General features: G+C 38.3%; 15 protein-coding genes. 11 read left to right on the top strand and 4 right to left on the bottom strand.

Annotated elements, in window-relative coordinates; genetic code table 11:
* Window positions 1–23: 23 nt before the first annotated feature.
* On the bottom strand, window positions 24–1,013 hold the full coding sequence (locus tag FA047_RS07940; RefSeq protein WP_136835447.1) for a glycosyltransferase family 2 protein: 990 nt from the start codon (window positions 1,011–1,013) through the stop codon (window positions 24–26).
* Window positions 1,014–1,298: 285 nt separating this feature from the next.
* Entirely contained in the window at window positions 1,299–1,733 is a 435-nt protein-coding gene (locus tag FA047_RS20800) for a hypothetical protein (RefSeq protein WP_136835446.1), read from the bottom strand.
* Window positions 1,734–1,891: 158 nt separating this feature from the next.
* Between FA047_RS20800 and FA047_RS07930 the strand changes: the two genes are divergently transcribed.
* On the top strand, window positions 1,892–3,262 hold the full coding sequence (locus tag FA047_RS07930) for a DUF3472 domain-containing protein (RefSeq protein WP_136835445.1): 1,371 nt from the start codon (window positions 1,892–1,894) through the stop codon (window positions 3,260–3,262).
* Window positions 3,263–3,265: 3 nt separating this feature from the next.
* On the opposite strand, the gene FA047_RS07925 is transcribed toward FA047_RS07930, so the two are convergent.
* Window positions 3,266–4,081, bottom strand: a complete 816-nt coding sequence (locus tag FA047_RS07925) for a winged helix-turn-helix domain-containing protein (protein WP_205943272.1) — start codon at window positions 4,079–4,081, stop codon at window positions 3,266–3,268.
* Window positions 4,082–4,396: 315 nt separating this feature from the next.
* On the opposite strand from FA047_RS07925, the gene FA047_RS07920 reads away from it, so the two are divergent.
* From FA047_RS07920 to fabG, 10 genes are all read left to right on the top strand, one after another.
* Entirely contained in the window at window positions 4,397–4,960 is a 564-nt protein-coding gene (locus tag FA047_RS07920; RefSeq protein ID WP_317130916.1) for a YceI family protein, read from the top strand.
* 116 nt (window positions 4,961–5,076) lie between these two features.
* Entirely contained in the window at window positions 5,077–5,949 is an 873-nt protein-coding gene (sucD, locus tag FA047_RS07915; protein ID WP_136835443.1) for a succinate--CoA ligase subunit alpha, read from the top strand.
* 138 nt (window positions 5,950–6,087) lie between these two features.
* Window positions 6,088–6,582 (top strand): methionine-R-sulfoxide reductase, encoded by a 495-nt coding sequence (locus FA047_RS07910; protein WP_136835442.1) that lies wholly within the window; start codon window positions 6,088–6,090, stop codon window positions 6,580–6,582.
* Between the two features lie 110 nt (window positions 6,583–6,692).
* Window positions 6,693–7,148 (top strand): septal ring lytic transglycosylase RlpA family protein, encoded by a 456-nt coding sequence (locus FA047_RS07905; protein ID WP_225872674.1) that lies wholly within the window; start codon window positions 6,693–6,695, stop codon window positions 7,146–7,148.
* 375 nt (window positions 7,149–7,523) lie between these two features.
* The gene (locus FA047_RS07900) at window positions 7,524–8,498 is read left to right on the top strand and encodes a ribonucleoside-diphosphate reductase small subunit (protein WP_136835441.1); all 975 of its coding nucleotides are present in this window, start codon (window positions 7,524–7,526) and stop codon (window positions 8,496–8,498) included.
* 109 nt (window positions 8,499–8,607) lie between these two features.
* Entirely contained in the window at window positions 8,608–10,992 is a 2,385-nt protein-coding gene (locus FA047_RS07895; RefSeq protein WP_136835440.1) for a ribonucleoside-diphosphate reductase subunit alpha, read from the top strand.
* Between the two features lie 106 nt (window positions 10,993–11,098).
* On the top strand, window positions 11,099–11,302 hold the full coding sequence (locus FA047_RS07890; protein WP_136835439.1) for a cysteine-rich CWC family protein: 204 nt from the start codon (window positions 11,099–11,101) through the stop codon (window positions 11,300–11,302).
* A gap of 57 nt (window positions 11,303–11,359) precedes the next feature.
* Window positions 11,360–12,235 carry a carbon-nitrogen hydrolase gene (locus FA047_RS07885; protein WP_136835438.1) on the top strand — a complete coding sequence of 292 codons (876 nt, stop codon included), beginning with the start codon at window positions 11,360–11,362 and terminating at the stop codon, window positions 12,233–12,235.
* Window positions 12,236–12,256: 21 nt separating this feature from the next.
* Window positions 12,257–13,327 carry an agmatine deiminase family protein gene (locus FA047_RS07880; protein WP_136835437.1) on the top strand — a complete coding sequence of 357 codons (1,071 nt, stop codon included), beginning with the start codon at window positions 12,257–12,259 and terminating at the stop codon, window positions 13,325–13,327.
* Between the two features lie 30 nt (window positions 13,328–13,357).
* Window positions 13,358–14,101 (top strand): 3-oxoacyl-[acyl-carrier-protein] reductase, encoded by a 744-nt coding sequence (gene fabG / locus FA047_RS07875; RefSeq protein ID WP_136835436.1) that lies wholly within the window; start codon window positions 13,358–13,360, stop codon window positions 14,099–14,101.
* 68 nt (window positions 14,102–14,169) lie between these two features.
* Here fabG and FA047_RS07870 read toward each other — a convergent pair whose 3' ends face one another.
* A complete protein-coding gene (locus FA047_RS07870) occupies window positions 14,170–14,868 on the bottom strand; it encodes a L,D-transpeptidase family protein (protein ID WP_225872673.1) in 699 nt (232 codons plus the stop codon).
* Window positions 14,869–14,933: the final 65 nt, after the last annotated feature.

Genomic DNA, 14,933 nt, shown 5'->3' with positions numbered 1-14,933 from the left:
GTTTACAAACAAAGATTGCAAGACTAAATTTGGATTGTATTGCCAATTGTAAGTGTTTCTTGAATTTTAAAGCGAGATTCCGAGATAATATATCCTGGTCTACCCTTAGTTTGCATAAAGCTTTTGCCAACATACTCACCTATAATACCTATCATAATGAATTGAAGGCCAGTGATAAATAGGAAACTAACTATTATTGAGGTCCAACCCAAAATAGTTTGATTAGTAAAAAAATGAAGGTAGATTGCGTAAAACCCATAAATAAACGACATAATCGAGAATAAAAATCCTATCCCTGAAGATAAGCGTAGAGGATTAATTGTTGATGAAGTAATGCCTTTCAATGATAGGGAGACCATTTTCCTAAGCGAATATTTGGATTTTCCATATAGTCTTTTGTCTGCCTCAAAACTTATGCATGTTTGACTAAATCCAGCCCAAGAAATCATTCCACGTAAGAAAGGTTCGTTTTCATTCATTTTTCGAACTATATCGACCACTTTTTTGTCCAACAATCTGAAATCAGCTCCATTTCTGATTAATTTGTCTTTGGAGATAAAATTGATTATTCGGTAGAAAAAAACACTCGTAATACGCTTGAATACTGATATATGGTTTGTATCGATTCGTTGTGTATTAACAACGTGGAAACCTTCATTCCACTTTTCAATTAATTTACTTATGACATTTGGAGGATGCTGGAAGTCTCCGTCTATTGTGATTAAGCAATCTGCAAAAGTATTATCTAAACCAGCTTTGAGTGCGTTCTGATGTCCAAAATTTCTTGACAAATCGATATATGATACATTATCATCTGTCGCATGAATTGACTTCAAGATATCGAGCGTTCTATCAGTGCTTCCGTCATTAACGAATACAATCTCATATTGATAACATTTCAATTCTTCTTTAATGGCGTTATAAAGTGGAATTAGATTTTCAGCTTCATTGAAACAAGGAATTATTGCCGCTATTTTTGTAGGATTGTAATTGGATTTTAATAGTGAGGCCATTTTTAGATAGTTATTGAACTGCTATATTAAGTATAGTAATTCAATTAATCAAATTGGAAAAGTAAAGTCTTTTTATAAGTTTAGATCCCGGGATCATAGAGCGAGTATTGGGGGATAAGTGTATTTCATAGAGGGAAATACGGAAGTACGAATAAGCTTGTGGGATTAGAATTTAGTATAAGACGAGGCGTAAGAGCAGCATCAGGTACTGCGCGGATTGGGTGAGGGGGTGTGTGCAATGAACAAAATATTATGAAAAATATTGCTGGCACACCTGCTGATATATCAGGCATTTTCATCAGCTATTACGACAATATCTTTGTCTAATTTTACTGTATGGATGACTTTGGTTCGCTCACTGTAGACAACAACTTTGTTTTCATCAAGGTATTGCACCAGCATGTAAGGCTCTGAATTCTGAATGTATCTCCATTGGGTATAGAATTGTTCTTCGGGTTTTCTTTCCTGCGGCAGAAAAGTGATGATGGCCTCAACGTCTGTTATGGTTCGGATGAAGAACCGATCGTTGGTGCTCAATACTTTTTGTGCCTTAGGATTGCTATTGAAATCCTGGATCACCAGCTCCCTTAATTCTGTGGCAGATTTGCTTGGATTTCTATCAATAACGTCAACAATCAGGTTGCTTACCTCGTTTTTGGTTTTGAGGTATTTTCCATTTCCTGTATGTGTGATTCTAAAATATATCTTGAGTGGTTGCATAACTTAGTAAAGCTACATATAAGACTTGAATCTTTAAATATTTCTTTAATTAGTCGAAAACATTTAAATTTTTTATCAAAATCACGCTATTAAAAAAAGCTTTTCTTCGTTTATTGCCGTTTTTAAATGGTTTATTTGCCGATATCAGTGAACACAAAATGAAAATCAACTTTATTTTAATCGTATTTACCTTTTTAGGACAACTATCATTTGCACAAAATAGTCAGGACTTTGTGGTGCCTGCAAACAAAGCTTATGTAGAACCTTTCACTTCCCAGAGGCCAGGGGTCAGGGTGCCGGTGGGTTGGGTTGAAACCAGGGATGTAGTATCTAGTTGGAGAGACCAAACCAAAAGTGTAGTGTGGATAGTTTATCAGAAACCGGGTGATTACGATTTGTTATTTGATCATGTAGTTGCTGCAGATAAAAACCTTGAATTTGAGCTGAAGGTCAATGCCACTTATCAGGATTCCGGTTTTAAACCATTTAGTAAAAAAATAACATTTAAAGGTGACGGTAAGGCCGATTCTTTATTTGCATCAAAAATAAAGGTTCCAAAAACAGGCTATTTCAGGTATGAGCTAAAACCAATTTCCGATCCCCAATCATCCATTACCATTAAGTCTTTGATATTTCGATCATCAACTACAGGGGCACATGTAAACCATATCGATTATCAATCTACACCATCGGTACATTTAGCTTTTAGTTCTACAGCACCAAACAGTAAAATCTACAATTGGATGTACCAGGAAATTTTGGTGCCAAAAGGAGGCGATGCATTGGCTACTTATTATATGAGTTTGGGCTTTTTTCGTGGGTATATGGGCATACAAACCAATTCAGCAACCGAGCGCAGGGTATTGTTCTCTGTTTGGGATAGTAAAGATGCTGAGCATGATACTACGATAACCAAACATGATTATGTTTCTTTAGTTGATAAAGGTGATTTGACAACGGTTAATAATTTTGGCGGAGAAGGCACTGGCGGTCAATCTTACGTAAAAACTGCCAATTGGAAAACCGGCGAACCTGTCAAGTTTTTAATGAATATTGCTAAAACCGATAGCAATTCAGTGGTACTTTCGGCGTGGTATAAAGTAGAAGGTCAGGATTGGATTTACGTAGCCAGCTGGCGGGCACCTAAGGAGCAGCGCATGTTTGATGGGTTTTACTCTTTCTTAGAGAATTTTGGCTATACCAATGGACAGTTCCGCAGAGAAGCTTATTATTATAATGCTTACGGCAAAGATGCCAAAACCGGTCAATGGATTAACTTCAACAAAGTCAGGTTTTCTAATACCGATGGGCGTGTAGGACAACGGGATGATTTTGAACAGGGTGTTTCTCCAAAATATCCTGATCGTTTTTATATGGTTGCCGGTGGCTATACACCTACTCTTAAAACAGCAAATGAAATCCCTTTGGCTACAAAACCATTTGTGTTTGATTTAAAGCCCTTTGAACAACGGGTAGAACTGGCTCTGAAAAACGAACTGAAAAATAGGGAGCTGATAAAACGGAAATAATATTTATGAATTGATTTCGAGTTTGTATCCCTTACCATGAATGTTAACAATTCTGACGGTTGGATCGTATTCGAGTTTTTTTCTCAGTTTTGATATGAATATATCCAGACTCCGTCCTACGATAACGCCATCGTCTTCCCATACTTCCTTTTGCAACCTGTTTCTATCTATAATCTGGTTTGGAGAGGCAGCGAAAATATGGAGTAGCTTCGCTTCTTTTATAGTCAAGTCTGTTTTTACCTGATCAACGGTCAGATATTGTTTTTCGTAGAAAAAATTATATTTACCAATTCTGATTCCATCTTCCGGAATGTCAATTTGTTTTACTTGATTATCTGCCAAAGATTTCCGTCTGTAATATTTGACGGACAATACTAAAATTATCAATACCGCTAAAATGGATAAGACTTTACTTTCTGTTTTAAAAATCACTCCCTGAGCTCTGAACTTAAGATTGATGAAGTAGCATTTTTTTTTCTGTATTCTGCCTATGCAAGGTATCACATTTTTTTGGCCGTTCCCTGATATGGTATAGCCGAATACTACTTCTTTATTCAAACAATCCATTACGCTTACTACATATTCCGGTGAAAGCTTATTTTCTGAAACTACCTTTTTTACGATTTGAACCAGGAAGTTGGGATCAAAAATAAACTCCTTTTCAAATTGTATCTGGTATTCATTTTCAGCTAATCGCTTAACCGGCAAAACCCTTGAGGTGCTGTCACCGGAGTGAAGTAGTATTTCATGGCCGATTTTCCTGATCACGATCTCCTCCTTTGCCAATTCATAATCTTCATTTGAATTACCGCTATCCATTAAACACGCTGAAAGAACTGATAGAAGAATAACAAGTCCCGAAAGAAATTTTAAATGCATAGCTAAAAATAGGGCTTTCAAATGAGGAAAGGATGAATCTGTTCGGATTTTACAGTCGTTTACATTCTTTTTACAACTCTTTATACTGGCTGGGGACCATGAGTCATTAAATTCGATTTCAGTTTAATCACATATTAGTTCACCATAATATCAGCAAAACATGAGACATTTTAATTATTCTTTACACAGGAAGCTAATACAAGTAAGCTCCCTCACAATCCTGCTTTTTTTGCCTGCTTATTAAACAGTTTTAAAATAGGAGACCATAAACAAGATAACAAGGGCATTTATAAAATAGATAGTAAACTAAGCTCCATGACCTGGAGAGGATATTACGTGTTTTTATTTGATCAGCACCACGGAAGTATTCAGCTTGTTAAAGGACAAATAGCAACTGAAAATAATGAGATTATAAAAGGAGAGTTTGAGATTGACATGCAAAGCATTAAAAATCAGAATCTGAGCATTAATAATGGCCGTACTGAATTGGAAAATCATTTAAAAAGTGACGATTTCTTCTCTGTAAACAAATACCCAAAGGCTAAATTTACCATTACCAAGATTAAAAAAGAAAAGGATGCCCCTCCGGGAGAACGATTGATAACCGGAGATCTGACAATTAAAGATATAACACACCCAGTTACCTTTCCTGCCTCCATTTCTTTTACGAAAAACTCAATGAAAACAAGTACAAAATTTAAGATTGACCGGACTAAATGGGGCATAAAGTTTGACTCAGGGAGTTTTTTTAGAAACCTGGGAGATGGGGCGATCTCAGATGCAATAGGGATAGAATTAAATGTTGTCTCCGTTAAATAGATAATTATGAGCTGGAAATGCTTCAACAAGCGAAATTTTAATAATTTATAAATTTTTAGATGTTTTCATGAATGCTTCGCAGTTTTATCTTAAGTTTGCACAAAAATTAAAGATACATGAGTGTTTTAGTAAATAAAGATTCAAAAGTTATAGTTCAGGGCTTTACAGGAAATGAGGGTACTTATCATGCTTCTCAGATGATTGAGTATGGAACAAACGTTGTTGGTGGTGTTACACCAGGAAAAGGTGGCCAGACTCACTTAGACAAACCGGTATTTAATACTGTTAAAGATGCAGTTGATAAAGCCGGTGCTAATGTATCTATCATATTCGTTCCACCTGCATTCGCAGCAGATGCTATTATGGAAGCTGCTGAGGCTGGAATTAAAGTAATTGTTTGTATTACTGAAGGTATCCCGACTAAGGATATGATTCAGGTTAAAGAATATATTTCCGGCAGAGATTGCCGTTTGATCGGTCCTAACTGCCCGGGAGTAATTACTGCTGATGAAGCTAAAATCGGTATCATGCCAGGTTTTATCTTCAGAAAAGGTACAGTAGGTGTCGTGTCTAAATCAGGTACTTTAACTTACGAAGCTGTTGATCAGGTAGTAAAAGCAGGATTAGGTATCACAACTGCAATCGGAATTGGTGGTGACCCAATCATTGGCACTACTACTAAGGAAGCTGTAGAGTTGTTAATGAACGACCCTGAAACAGAAGGTATCATCATGATCGGCGAGATCGGTGGCGGTATGGAGGCAGAAGCTGCACATTGGATCAAAGAAAACGGTACTAAGCCTGTTGTTGGTTTTATCGCCGGACAAACTGCTCCTCCGGGACGTAGAATGGGTCATGCCGGTGCTATCGTTGGTGGTGCTGATGATACTGCTGCTGCTAAGATGAAAATCATGGCTGAATGCGGAATCCGTGTTGTAGAAAGCCCTGCTGAAATCGGTGCTGCTATGGCAGAGCTATTAAAGAAATAATAAGATCTTCTTGCATAATGCAAAAAGCTCTGGTGATCTAATCATCGGAGCTTTTTTTTAGGATGACAATTTTATGGCATCCGTCAGAAACTACTTACCGATCTTTAAACGTATATTGATTAACCAATTTTACAGAAAATGAGAGCTTTGATCAATAAAACATTTATGTTGATGGGTTTGTTAGTCATCACAAGTTTGGTGGCCTGTGCACAGAAACCCAATCCAAAAGAAACCGTTAAACAAAATGTAGTCATAAAGAAGAGCAATATGGAATGGAATAAGTTAACCAAAGAGGAAGAGGATGTAATTGTACGTAAAGGCACAGAGTATCCGGGTACAGGTAAGTTGCTGAACAATAAAACAAGAGGAACTTATACTTGCAGACGTTGTGATGCCGCATTATACCGTTCTGAAACCAAATTTGAGTCGCACTGTGGCTGGCCCAGTTTTGATGATGAGATAAAAGGGGCAGTTGAAAGAATTCCTGATGCAGATGGACAGCGTATAGAGATTGTGTGTGCAAATTGCAAAGCGCATCTCGGACATGTTTTTACTGGTGAAGGTTTTACGAATAAGAATACCAGGCATTGTGTGAATTCAATTTCTATGAATTTTGTGCCAGATAAGAAATAATTTGTTTAAGGATGATATTACTATAATGCCCGATGATAACTTGTCGGGCATTGTTTGTTTATAACAACTTAGTTTACTTATGTTTGCAGGATTCACCAACTAAAGTAAATATGAAGTATTGTTTATTGTTATGTGGTATGCTAATGTCTTTTGTCGGTTTTGCACAGGAGACTACGGGAGATCAGGGAGCAGGCACGATTGCTATTAATGAAAGTAAATCCACATCAGTTAATTCAAAAATAACTGAAGAAGGCGAATCAGAAGTCATATCCAAGACAGTTTACGCGACGTATTATCATAGAAAGTTTGAAGGTCGCAGAACCACCAGTGGTGTACGCTACCGTGGCAAGAAGCTCACTGCTGCACATCTTACATTGCCTTTCGGTACGATAGTGACAGTAACGAATCCGGAAAACGGAAAATCTGTTGACGTAGAGATCAACGATCGCGGACCTCATTCAAAGAAGTTTAAAATTGACCTTTCTGAAGCGGCGGCGAAACAGATAGGTATGTTTGGAAAAGGGGTGGCTAAAGTGGAAATCAGTTACCTTCCTGAAACTGAATAACTGCTTAACTTTTTAAGCAGTAAAGTCAGTTTTTTTAAATTATTAACAATTAAAAATTTTCCCTATCCCCTAAAAAAGAAATAATTAGCTTTTTTGTTGGTTGATTATGACTAAAATCTGATCTTTTTAAAGCAGTTATCCCACACCTTGTTAACAACTTTGTTCGATAAAAAATCCCTCATGCTTTATATTTGTTTAAGTAAGATTCTTTAATAAATCACACATAGATTTTTAGTTAAAGGTTTAATATTTAGTTGTTTAAGGTTGTCGAAGAATTCCGAGTCTTTTAATCTTTTAAAATTAAGTATGGTTTCCCCGACTGTGTGATTTAACAAAGGTTCCAAAATTCAATCATTCACAAATAAAAAGAGGCTTATGCAAGAAGAAGAGTTATTATTAAAGGAAAACAAAGACCGCTTTGTTCTTTTACCGATTAAATATCCTGCAATTTGGGAGATGTATAAGAAAAGTGAGGCTAGTTTCTGGACTGCAGAAGAAATAGACCTCTCGGATGACCAAAAACATTGGGATAACCTTAATGACGGTGAAAGACACTTTATTTCTCATATTCTTGCTTTTTTTGCTGCCAGTGATGGTATTGTAAATGAAAACCTGGCTGTAAATTTCATGAGTGAAGTACAGCTTCCTGAGGCACGTTGTTTTTATGGTTTTCAAATCATGATGGAAAACATCCACTCGGAGACCTATGCTTTATTGATTGACACTTATATTAAAGATCCTGATGAAAAGGATCGTTTGTTCCATGCTGTTGAAACTGTACCGTGTGTAAAGAGGAAAGCAGAATGGGCATTGAGATGGATAGAGGGTGGTAATTTTGCAGAGCGCCTGGTGGCATTTGCAGCTGTTGAAGGGATTTTCTTCAGCGGAAGTTTCTGCTCTATCTTCTGGCTAAAAAAACGCGGACTGATGCCGGGACTTACATTTAGTAATGAACTGATTTCAAGAGACGAGGGTATGCACTGTGAATTCGCTTGTTTATTGTACAGCATGCTGCAGACAAAACTGACCGAGGAACAGGTACATGGCATTATTAAAGATGCTGTAGAAATAGAGAAAGAGTTTATTACTGATGCACTTCCTGTTGCATTGATCGGTATGAATGCAAAATTAATGTCTCAGTATATTGAGTTTGTAGCCGACAGATGGGTTCAGGAGTTGGGTTATACTAAAATATATAACGCAACCAATCCGTTTGACTTTATGGAGATGATTTCTCTGCAGGGAAAAACAAACTTCTTTGAGAAAAGGGTAGGTGACTATCAGAAAAGCGGCGTATTGACTTCTACTGAAGACAAAGCTTCTGCATTCTCATTAGATGATGATTTTTAGACCTTATTGAGGTTAGACAATAAGGAAATTAGATAAATAGTTAAAATTCGGTGCCGATGCTGGACTTGCTCATCACAAATTCAATACGCACCATAAATGCCTGAAAAATATGTTTGTAATAAAAAGAGATGGCCGCAAAGAGGCGGTACGGTTTGACAAGATAACGGCTCGTATCGAGAAGTTGTGCTATGGTTTTAATGCTGAACTTGTAGATCCTATTGATGTTGCCAAGAAGGTAATTGAGGGTTTATATGATGGCGTAACTACCTCCGAACTGGATAATCTTGCTGCTGAAACCGCAGCCTCTTTAACCACTAAGCATCCTGATTATGCTTTGCTGGCTTCACGTATTGCTGTTTCTAACTTACATAAAAACACTACGAAGTCGTTTTCTAAGACGATGGAGATGCTGTATAAATATATAGATGACAAAACTGGTAAACCGGCTTCTTTGATCGCTGATGATGTTTGGGAAGTAATCCAGGAGAATGCTGATATATTAGACAGTACAATTATATACGACAGGGATTTTGGTTTTGATTATTTCGGGTTCAAAACTTTAGAGAAATCTTACCTGTTGAAAGTTGACGGACAAATTGTAGAGCGTCCTCAGCATTTATTTATGCGTGTAGCTGTAGGTATTCACAAAGCTGATATCGATAGTGCTATTGCTACATACAACTTAATGAGCGAGCGCTGGTTTACACACGCTACCCCTACATTATTCAATGCAGCTACTCCTAAACCTCAAATGTCATCATGCTTTTTATTGACCATGCAGGACGACAGCATTGAGGGAATTTATGATACGTTAAAACAAACTGCTAAAATTTCACAAAGTGCCGGTGGTATTGGTTTGAGCATTCACAATATCCGTGCTACGGGATCTTATATCGGTGGTACCAATGGTACAAGTAACGGTATCGTACCAATGCTTAAAGTATTTAACGATACAGCACGTTATGTAGATCAGGGTGGAGGTAAACGTAAAGGTGCTTTTGCAATTTACCTGGAGCCTTGGCATGCTGACGTATTGAGCTTCCTGGATCTGCGTAAAAACCATGGTAAAGAAGAATTACGTGCACGTGATTTGTTCTACGCACTTTGGGTTTGTGATTTGTTCATGAGACGTGTAGAAGAAAATGGCGAATGGAGTTTATTCTGTCCGCATGAAGCACCAGGATTGGCAGATTGCTTCGGTAAAGAATTTGATGCTTTATATGAGCGTTACGAAAAAGAAGGAAGAGCGCGTAAAACCATCAAAGCTCAGGAATTGTGGTTTGCTATCCTTGATTCACAAATTGAAACAGGTACTCCTTATTTATTGTATAAAGATGCTGCAAACAGCAAATCAAACCAGCAAAACCTGGGTACAATCAAAAGCTCTAACCTTTGTACTGAGATCATAGAGTATACTTCTAAAGATGAGGTAGCTGTTTGTAATCTTGCTTCATTGGCTTTACCTAGATTCGTAATCAACGGTGAGTTTGATCACCAGAGATTATACGATGTTACTTATCAGGCTACAGTAAACTTGAACAAGATCATCGATTATAACTACTATCCTGTAGAAGAAGCGAGAAATTCTAACATGCGCCACAGACCGGTTGGTTTAGGTGTACAAGGTTTAGCTGATGCTTTTATTCTAATGCGCTTACCTTTTGAAAGTGAAGGTGCCCGTATTTTGAACAAAGAGATTTTCGAAACTATTTATTTTGCGGCAATGACAGCATCTCATGATCTTGCAGTTCAGAATGGTCCTTATCAGACCTTCAAAGGTTCGCCTTTGTCTGAAGGTAAATTCCAGTTCGATCTGTGGAATGTAACACCAGACAGCGGAAGATGGGATTGGGAAGTATTGCGTGAGAAAGTTGTTAAAGATGGTGTATATAATTCACTATTGGTAGCGCCGATGCCTACAGCATCTACTTCACAGATTCTTGGTAACAATGAATGTTTCGAGCCGTATACTTCTAATATCTACACAAGAAGGGTATTGAGCGGTGAGTTCATTGTAGTAAATAAACACTTATTGAAAGACCTTGTTGCTTTAGGCTTGTGGACACCGGCAATGAAAGACAGGATCATTTTAGCTAATGGTTCTATCCAGGACATCGCTGAGATTCCTGATTACATCAAAGAATTATACAAAACAGTTTGGGAGATCAAAATGCGTAGTATTATAGATATGGCTGCTGACAGGGGAGCTTATATTTGCCAGTCGCAATCATTAAACTTATTTATCAATGCGCCTAATACTTCAAAATTAACTTCAATGCACTTCTATGCATGGAAAAAAGGTTTGAAAACAGGTATGTATTACCTGCGTACACAAGCTGCTTCACAGGCTGTTAAGTTTACAGTAGAGAATCAGGCAGGTAAAAACATGGAGCCGGTAATTCCTGAACACATTTCTCAAAGCCAAAGTGCTGAAGAGATTATCGAAGGCCCGGTTTGTACAATGGAAGAAGGCTGTATCAGCTGTTCAGGTTAACTAACCACGTCATCCTGAATTTATTTCAGGATGACTGTCGTACAAAAAAAGCTGTATCATTTTATATGATGCAGCTTTTTTTGCTGTATAACGTATCTTTGTGCCAATGGCTAAACACGAAATTATACCCTGCGAGCGTTGTGGTGCACCTATTGAGTGTAAGGCCAACTCATATACCAAATGCCAGTGTAGTGTGGTGCAGCTCAATCTAAATGAAGTTCAATACATTAGCGAGCTTTATGAGGGTTGCCTGTGTGCAAAATGTCTGTTTGAATTGCAACAGGAGTATAGAGATAACGTTGCCTCCTAGTTATCAGCCCAATCTTTTATTTTTTTTGGCTAACTTTGGACACAAATTTTAAGACCGATGAAGAAAGTAAAAGTTGGCTTGGTGCAGATGAGCTGCACTAAAGATAAACAGGAGAATTTAGATAAAGCGATTTTAAAAGTAAGAGAAGCAGCTGCAAAAGGCGCTCAGATTGTTTGCTTGCAGGAGCTTTTTACTTCTCTGTATTTTTGTGATGTCGAAGACTATGATAATTTTGATCTCGCTGAATCCATTCCAGGCCCGTCAACGGATGCTTTGCAAGTCATTGCAAAAGAATTGGGTGTAGTGATCATTGCTTCATTATTTGAAAAACGTGCGGAAGGACTTTATCATAATACTACTGCCGTTTTAGATGCCGACGGCTCTTATTTGGGTAAGTACCGCAAAATGCATATTCCTGATGATCCTGCTTATTACGAGAAATTTTACTTTACACCAGGCGATTTGGGTTATAAAGTATTTCAAACCAGATTTGCTAAAATCGGCATATTGATTTGCTGGGATCAGTGGTATCCTGAGGCATCACGTATTACTGCGTTAATGGGTGCAGACATTATGTTTTACCCGACGGCTATTGGCTGGGCAACAGACCAGGATGAAGAAACAAATAAGGATCAATATGATGCATGGCAAACCATTCAGCGTTCACATGCTGTAGCAAACGGAGTTCCGGTAGTGAGCGTAAATCGTGTAGGTTTTGAGCAGGATGGGGCAATGAAATTCTGGGGTGGAAGTTTTGCTACCAATGCACAGGGCCGTATCCTTTACCTTGGCTCCCATGATAAAGAAGAGACGGAAGTGGTAGAACTGAATTTATCCGACTCTGATTTTTATCGCAAGCACTGGCCTTTCCTTAGAGATCGCAGGATCGATTCCTATCAGCCCATCACAAAAAGGTATATTGACGAAGATTAAGAGCGTATTTAAGATTTAGGAATGTCCTCATTTAACGAAGTAATATTTAATAACAGCCCTAAAAAGAAGGGCTATAGCTTTCCCGCCGAATGGGTGAAGCATGAAGCCACATGGCTTAGCTGGCCTCATAAAGAGGCTTCATGGCCAGGTAAACTTGAGACTATATATGAGCCTTACTGCCAGTTTATAAAAATTGTAGCAGAGGGTGAAAAGGTAAGGATCAACATCAATGATGAAAGTACAAAAGCTTTTGCGATTGAGGAACTTAAAAAAGTAGGTGCAGATTTGGATCAGATCGAATTCTACTTTAATGAAAGTAATGATGCTTGGTGCAGAGATCACGGTCCGGCTTTTTTACTGGGTAGGGAATCAGGAGAAAAAGCGTTGGTAGACTGGGGTTATAATGCATGGGGAGATAAATATCCTCCATATGACCTTGATGATGTCATCCCAACAAAAATAGCGCAACACTTCGGCTTGCCCGTTTACCATCCGGATATTGTGATGGAAGGAGGATCGGTGGAATTTAACGGTGCGGGCGCCATCATGACGACTACTGCTTGTTTATTGAATGAAAACAGGAATCCTCATCTGAATAAAGAGCAGATCGAACAATACCTGATGGAGTTTTATGGTGCGGAGCAGGTACTTTGGTTGGGCGATGGTATTGTTGGAGATGATACAGATGGGCATATCGATGACATCACACGTTTTGTAAATGAAGATACTGTATTGACAGTAGTGGAAAGTAATCCTTTAGATGAAAACTATCTGCTTTTACAGGAAAACCTGGAAATGCTAAAGACTTTGCGGTTGTTAAATGGAAAACCATTGAACATAGTTGAATTACCTATGCCGTCTCCGGTGATCCATGAAGATACCCGTTTACCAGCCTCTTACGCTAATTTTTATATTGCAAATGCAGCAGTTGTAGTGCCTACGTTCAGAGATGTCAATGATGAGAAAGCATTGAAGATCATTCAGGGAGTGTTCCCTGATAGAAAAGTAGTGGGTATAGATTCCACAGATATCATTTGGGGACTCGGAAGTTTCCATTGTTTGAGTCAGCAGGAACCTGCGTTACAGAAATAAACCAATAGATAACCAAACAAAATAGTATACATGAAATTATTAGAAGGAAAAACAGCACTGATCACCGGTGCTTCTAAAGGAATAGGTCGCAAAATAGCGGAAAAATTTGCTGAGCAGGGTGCTAATGTAGCTTTTACCTACTTGTCTTCAGTAGAGAAAGGTCAGGCACTGGAAACAGAACTCCAAAGCTTTGGAACAAAAGTTAAAGGGTATCGTTCAGATGCCTCTAAGTTTGGCGAGGCTGAGCAACTCATCAATGATATCGTTGCTGATTTTGGTGCATTGGACATTGTTGTCAACAATGCTGGTATCACTAAAGATGGCTTGCTGATGCGTATGAGCGAAGAGCAGTGGGATGAGGTGATTAACGTGAACCTTAAATCTGTTTTTAACGTATCTAAGGCTGCATCTAAGGTAATGATGAAGGCACGTAAGGGTTCTATCATCAACATGAGTTCCGTAGTTGGTGTGCAAGGTAATGCAGGTCAGGCAAACTACGCTGCTTCAAAAGCTGGTATTATTGGTTTCTCTAAATCACTGGCAAAAGAATTGGGCTCACGTAATATCCGTACTAACGTAGTCGCTCCCGGTTTTATCCGTACGGAGATGACCGACGTTTTAGATCCTAAGGTAGTTCAGGGTTGGGAAGAAGGCATTCCTTTGAAAAGAGCAGGAGAAACTGAAGATGTAGCAAATGCATGTTTGTTCCTTGCTTCAGACATGAGTGCTTATGTAACCGGACAAGTATTGTCTGTTTGCGGCGGAATGTTGTAAAAAAACAGACTTTCAATAGCGAAGGCTGCGCGAGAAGAATAAACTATCATTTCGGGCAGCCTTCTTTTTTACTTGATTATATATTTACCGTTGAGTTCGGTTACAGTTGGGACTAGTTTATTTTTTTCAAAGTAATCATATCCGACTCTCAATGTCTCCCATAAATTTTTCTGCTGAGGAAACCTCAACAGTTGTTCATTGAGATTAGCAGTACTCATTTTGAAAGGGAAGATATGGATAGGGATTTGCTGTTGTCCTGCATTTTTTGCTTCTGTAGCAAGCACATAAACTTCTTTAATTTTATTGTCGGTCAGCGGAATGCAGCCTACGGTTACACAACTTCCATGAATGTAAATGTCTCCTCCCGGTTTTTCTTTGCCACTCCTTAAGCGATCGACGCCATTGGGATAATTTACTCTGAGTGACAGGAAGAAATTACTTTTAGGATTGAATGCATGAATGTGATAAAAACCTTCCGGAGTTTGAAGATCACCCTCTTTTAGTTTTGGTCCAAGTGTTCCGGAGCTGGCACAAAAGCTATATACCTTAAATAGCTGGTATTGCTTTTTGTCCGTGTCTTTAACCCATAGCTCTAATCTTGATTCATTTTTGTAAGCGGCGATGTAAAGATTAAAAGCACCCATTATACCGGCAGTTGCCAGCTCTGCCTTCAAAGCCGACCATTTTTCTTTATAAGCTGTCCTTACCCTTTCAAATGTCAATTGACGCGCTTTAAAATCTGTCTGGGCTATTGTTGTTGAGGTCATAAAAAACAATAAAAAGAGCGTGAAAAACCATTTCATAATACACGTTAATTTCTAAAACAAACTTA

Source organism: Pedobacter frigoris (assembly GCF_005116445.1).
In the GTDB taxonomy this organism is placed as follows: domain Bacteria; phylum Bacteroidota; class Bacteroidia; order Sphingobacteriales; family Sphingobacteriaceae; genus Pedobacter; species Pedobacter frigoris.
Note: the sequence above shows the minus strand (reverse complement) of the source record. Positions and strands in the feature narration are given on the sequence as shown.

Excerpts from the sequence above, each read along its gene's own strand:
- FA047_RS07890 (WP_136835439.1), top strand. The coding sequence starts at position 11,099 with ATGGCTAAACACGAAATTATACCCTGCGAGCGTTGTGGTGCACCTATT.
- FA047_RS20800 (WP_136835446.1), bottom strand. The coding sequence starts at position 1,733 with ATGCAACCACTCAAGATATATTTTAGAATCACACATACAGGAAATGGA.
- FA047_RS07940 (WP_136835447.1), bottom strand. The coding sequence starts at position 1,013 with ATGGCCTCACTATTAAAATCCAATTACAATCCTACAAAAATAGCGGCA.
- FA047_RS07885 (WP_136835438.1), top strand. The coding sequence starts at position 11,360 with ATGAAGAAAGTAAAAGTTGGCTTGGTGCAGATGAGCTGCACTAAAGAT.
- FA047_RS07910 (WP_136835442.1), top strand. The coding sequence starts at position 6,088 with ATGAGAGCTTTGATCAATAAAACATTTATGTTGATGGGTTTGTTAGTC.
- sucD (WP_136835443.1), top strand. The coding sequence starts at position 5,077 with ATGAGTGTTTTAGTAAATAAAGATTCAAAAGTTATAGTTCAGGGCTTT.
- FA047_RS07870 (WP_225872673.1), bottom strand. The coding sequence starts at position 14,868 with ATGACCTCAACAACAATAGCCCAGACAGATTTTAAAGCGCGTCAATTG.
- FA047_RS07900 (WP_136835441.1), top strand. The coding sequence starts at position 7,524 with ATGCAAGAAGAAGAGTTATTATTAAAGGAAAACAAAGACCGCTTTGTT.
- FA047_RS07880 (WP_136835437.1), top strand. The coding sequence starts at position 12,257 with ATGTCCTCATTTAACGAAGTAATATTTAATAACAGCCCTAAAAAGAAG.
- FA047_RS07925 (WP_205943272.1), bottom strand. The coding sequence starts at position 4,081 with ATGGATAGCGGTAATTCAAATGAAGATTATGAATTGGCAAAGGAGGAG.
- fabG (WP_136835436.1), top strand. The coding sequence starts at position 13,358 with ATGAAATTATTAGAAGGAAAAACAGCACTGATCACCGGTGCTTCTAAA.
- FA047_RS07930 (WP_136835445.1), top strand. The coding sequence starts at position 1,892 with ATGAAAATCAACTTTATTTTAATCGTATTTACCTTTTTAGGACAACTA.
- FA047_RS07895 (WP_136835440.1), top strand. The coding sequence starts at position 8,608 with ATGTTTGTAATAAAAAGAGATGGCCGCAAAGAGGCGGTACGGTTTGAC.
- FA047_RS07905 (WP_225872674.1), top strand. The coding sequence starts at position 6,693 with ATGAAGTATTGTTTATTGTTATGTGGTATGCTAATGTCTTTTGTCGGT.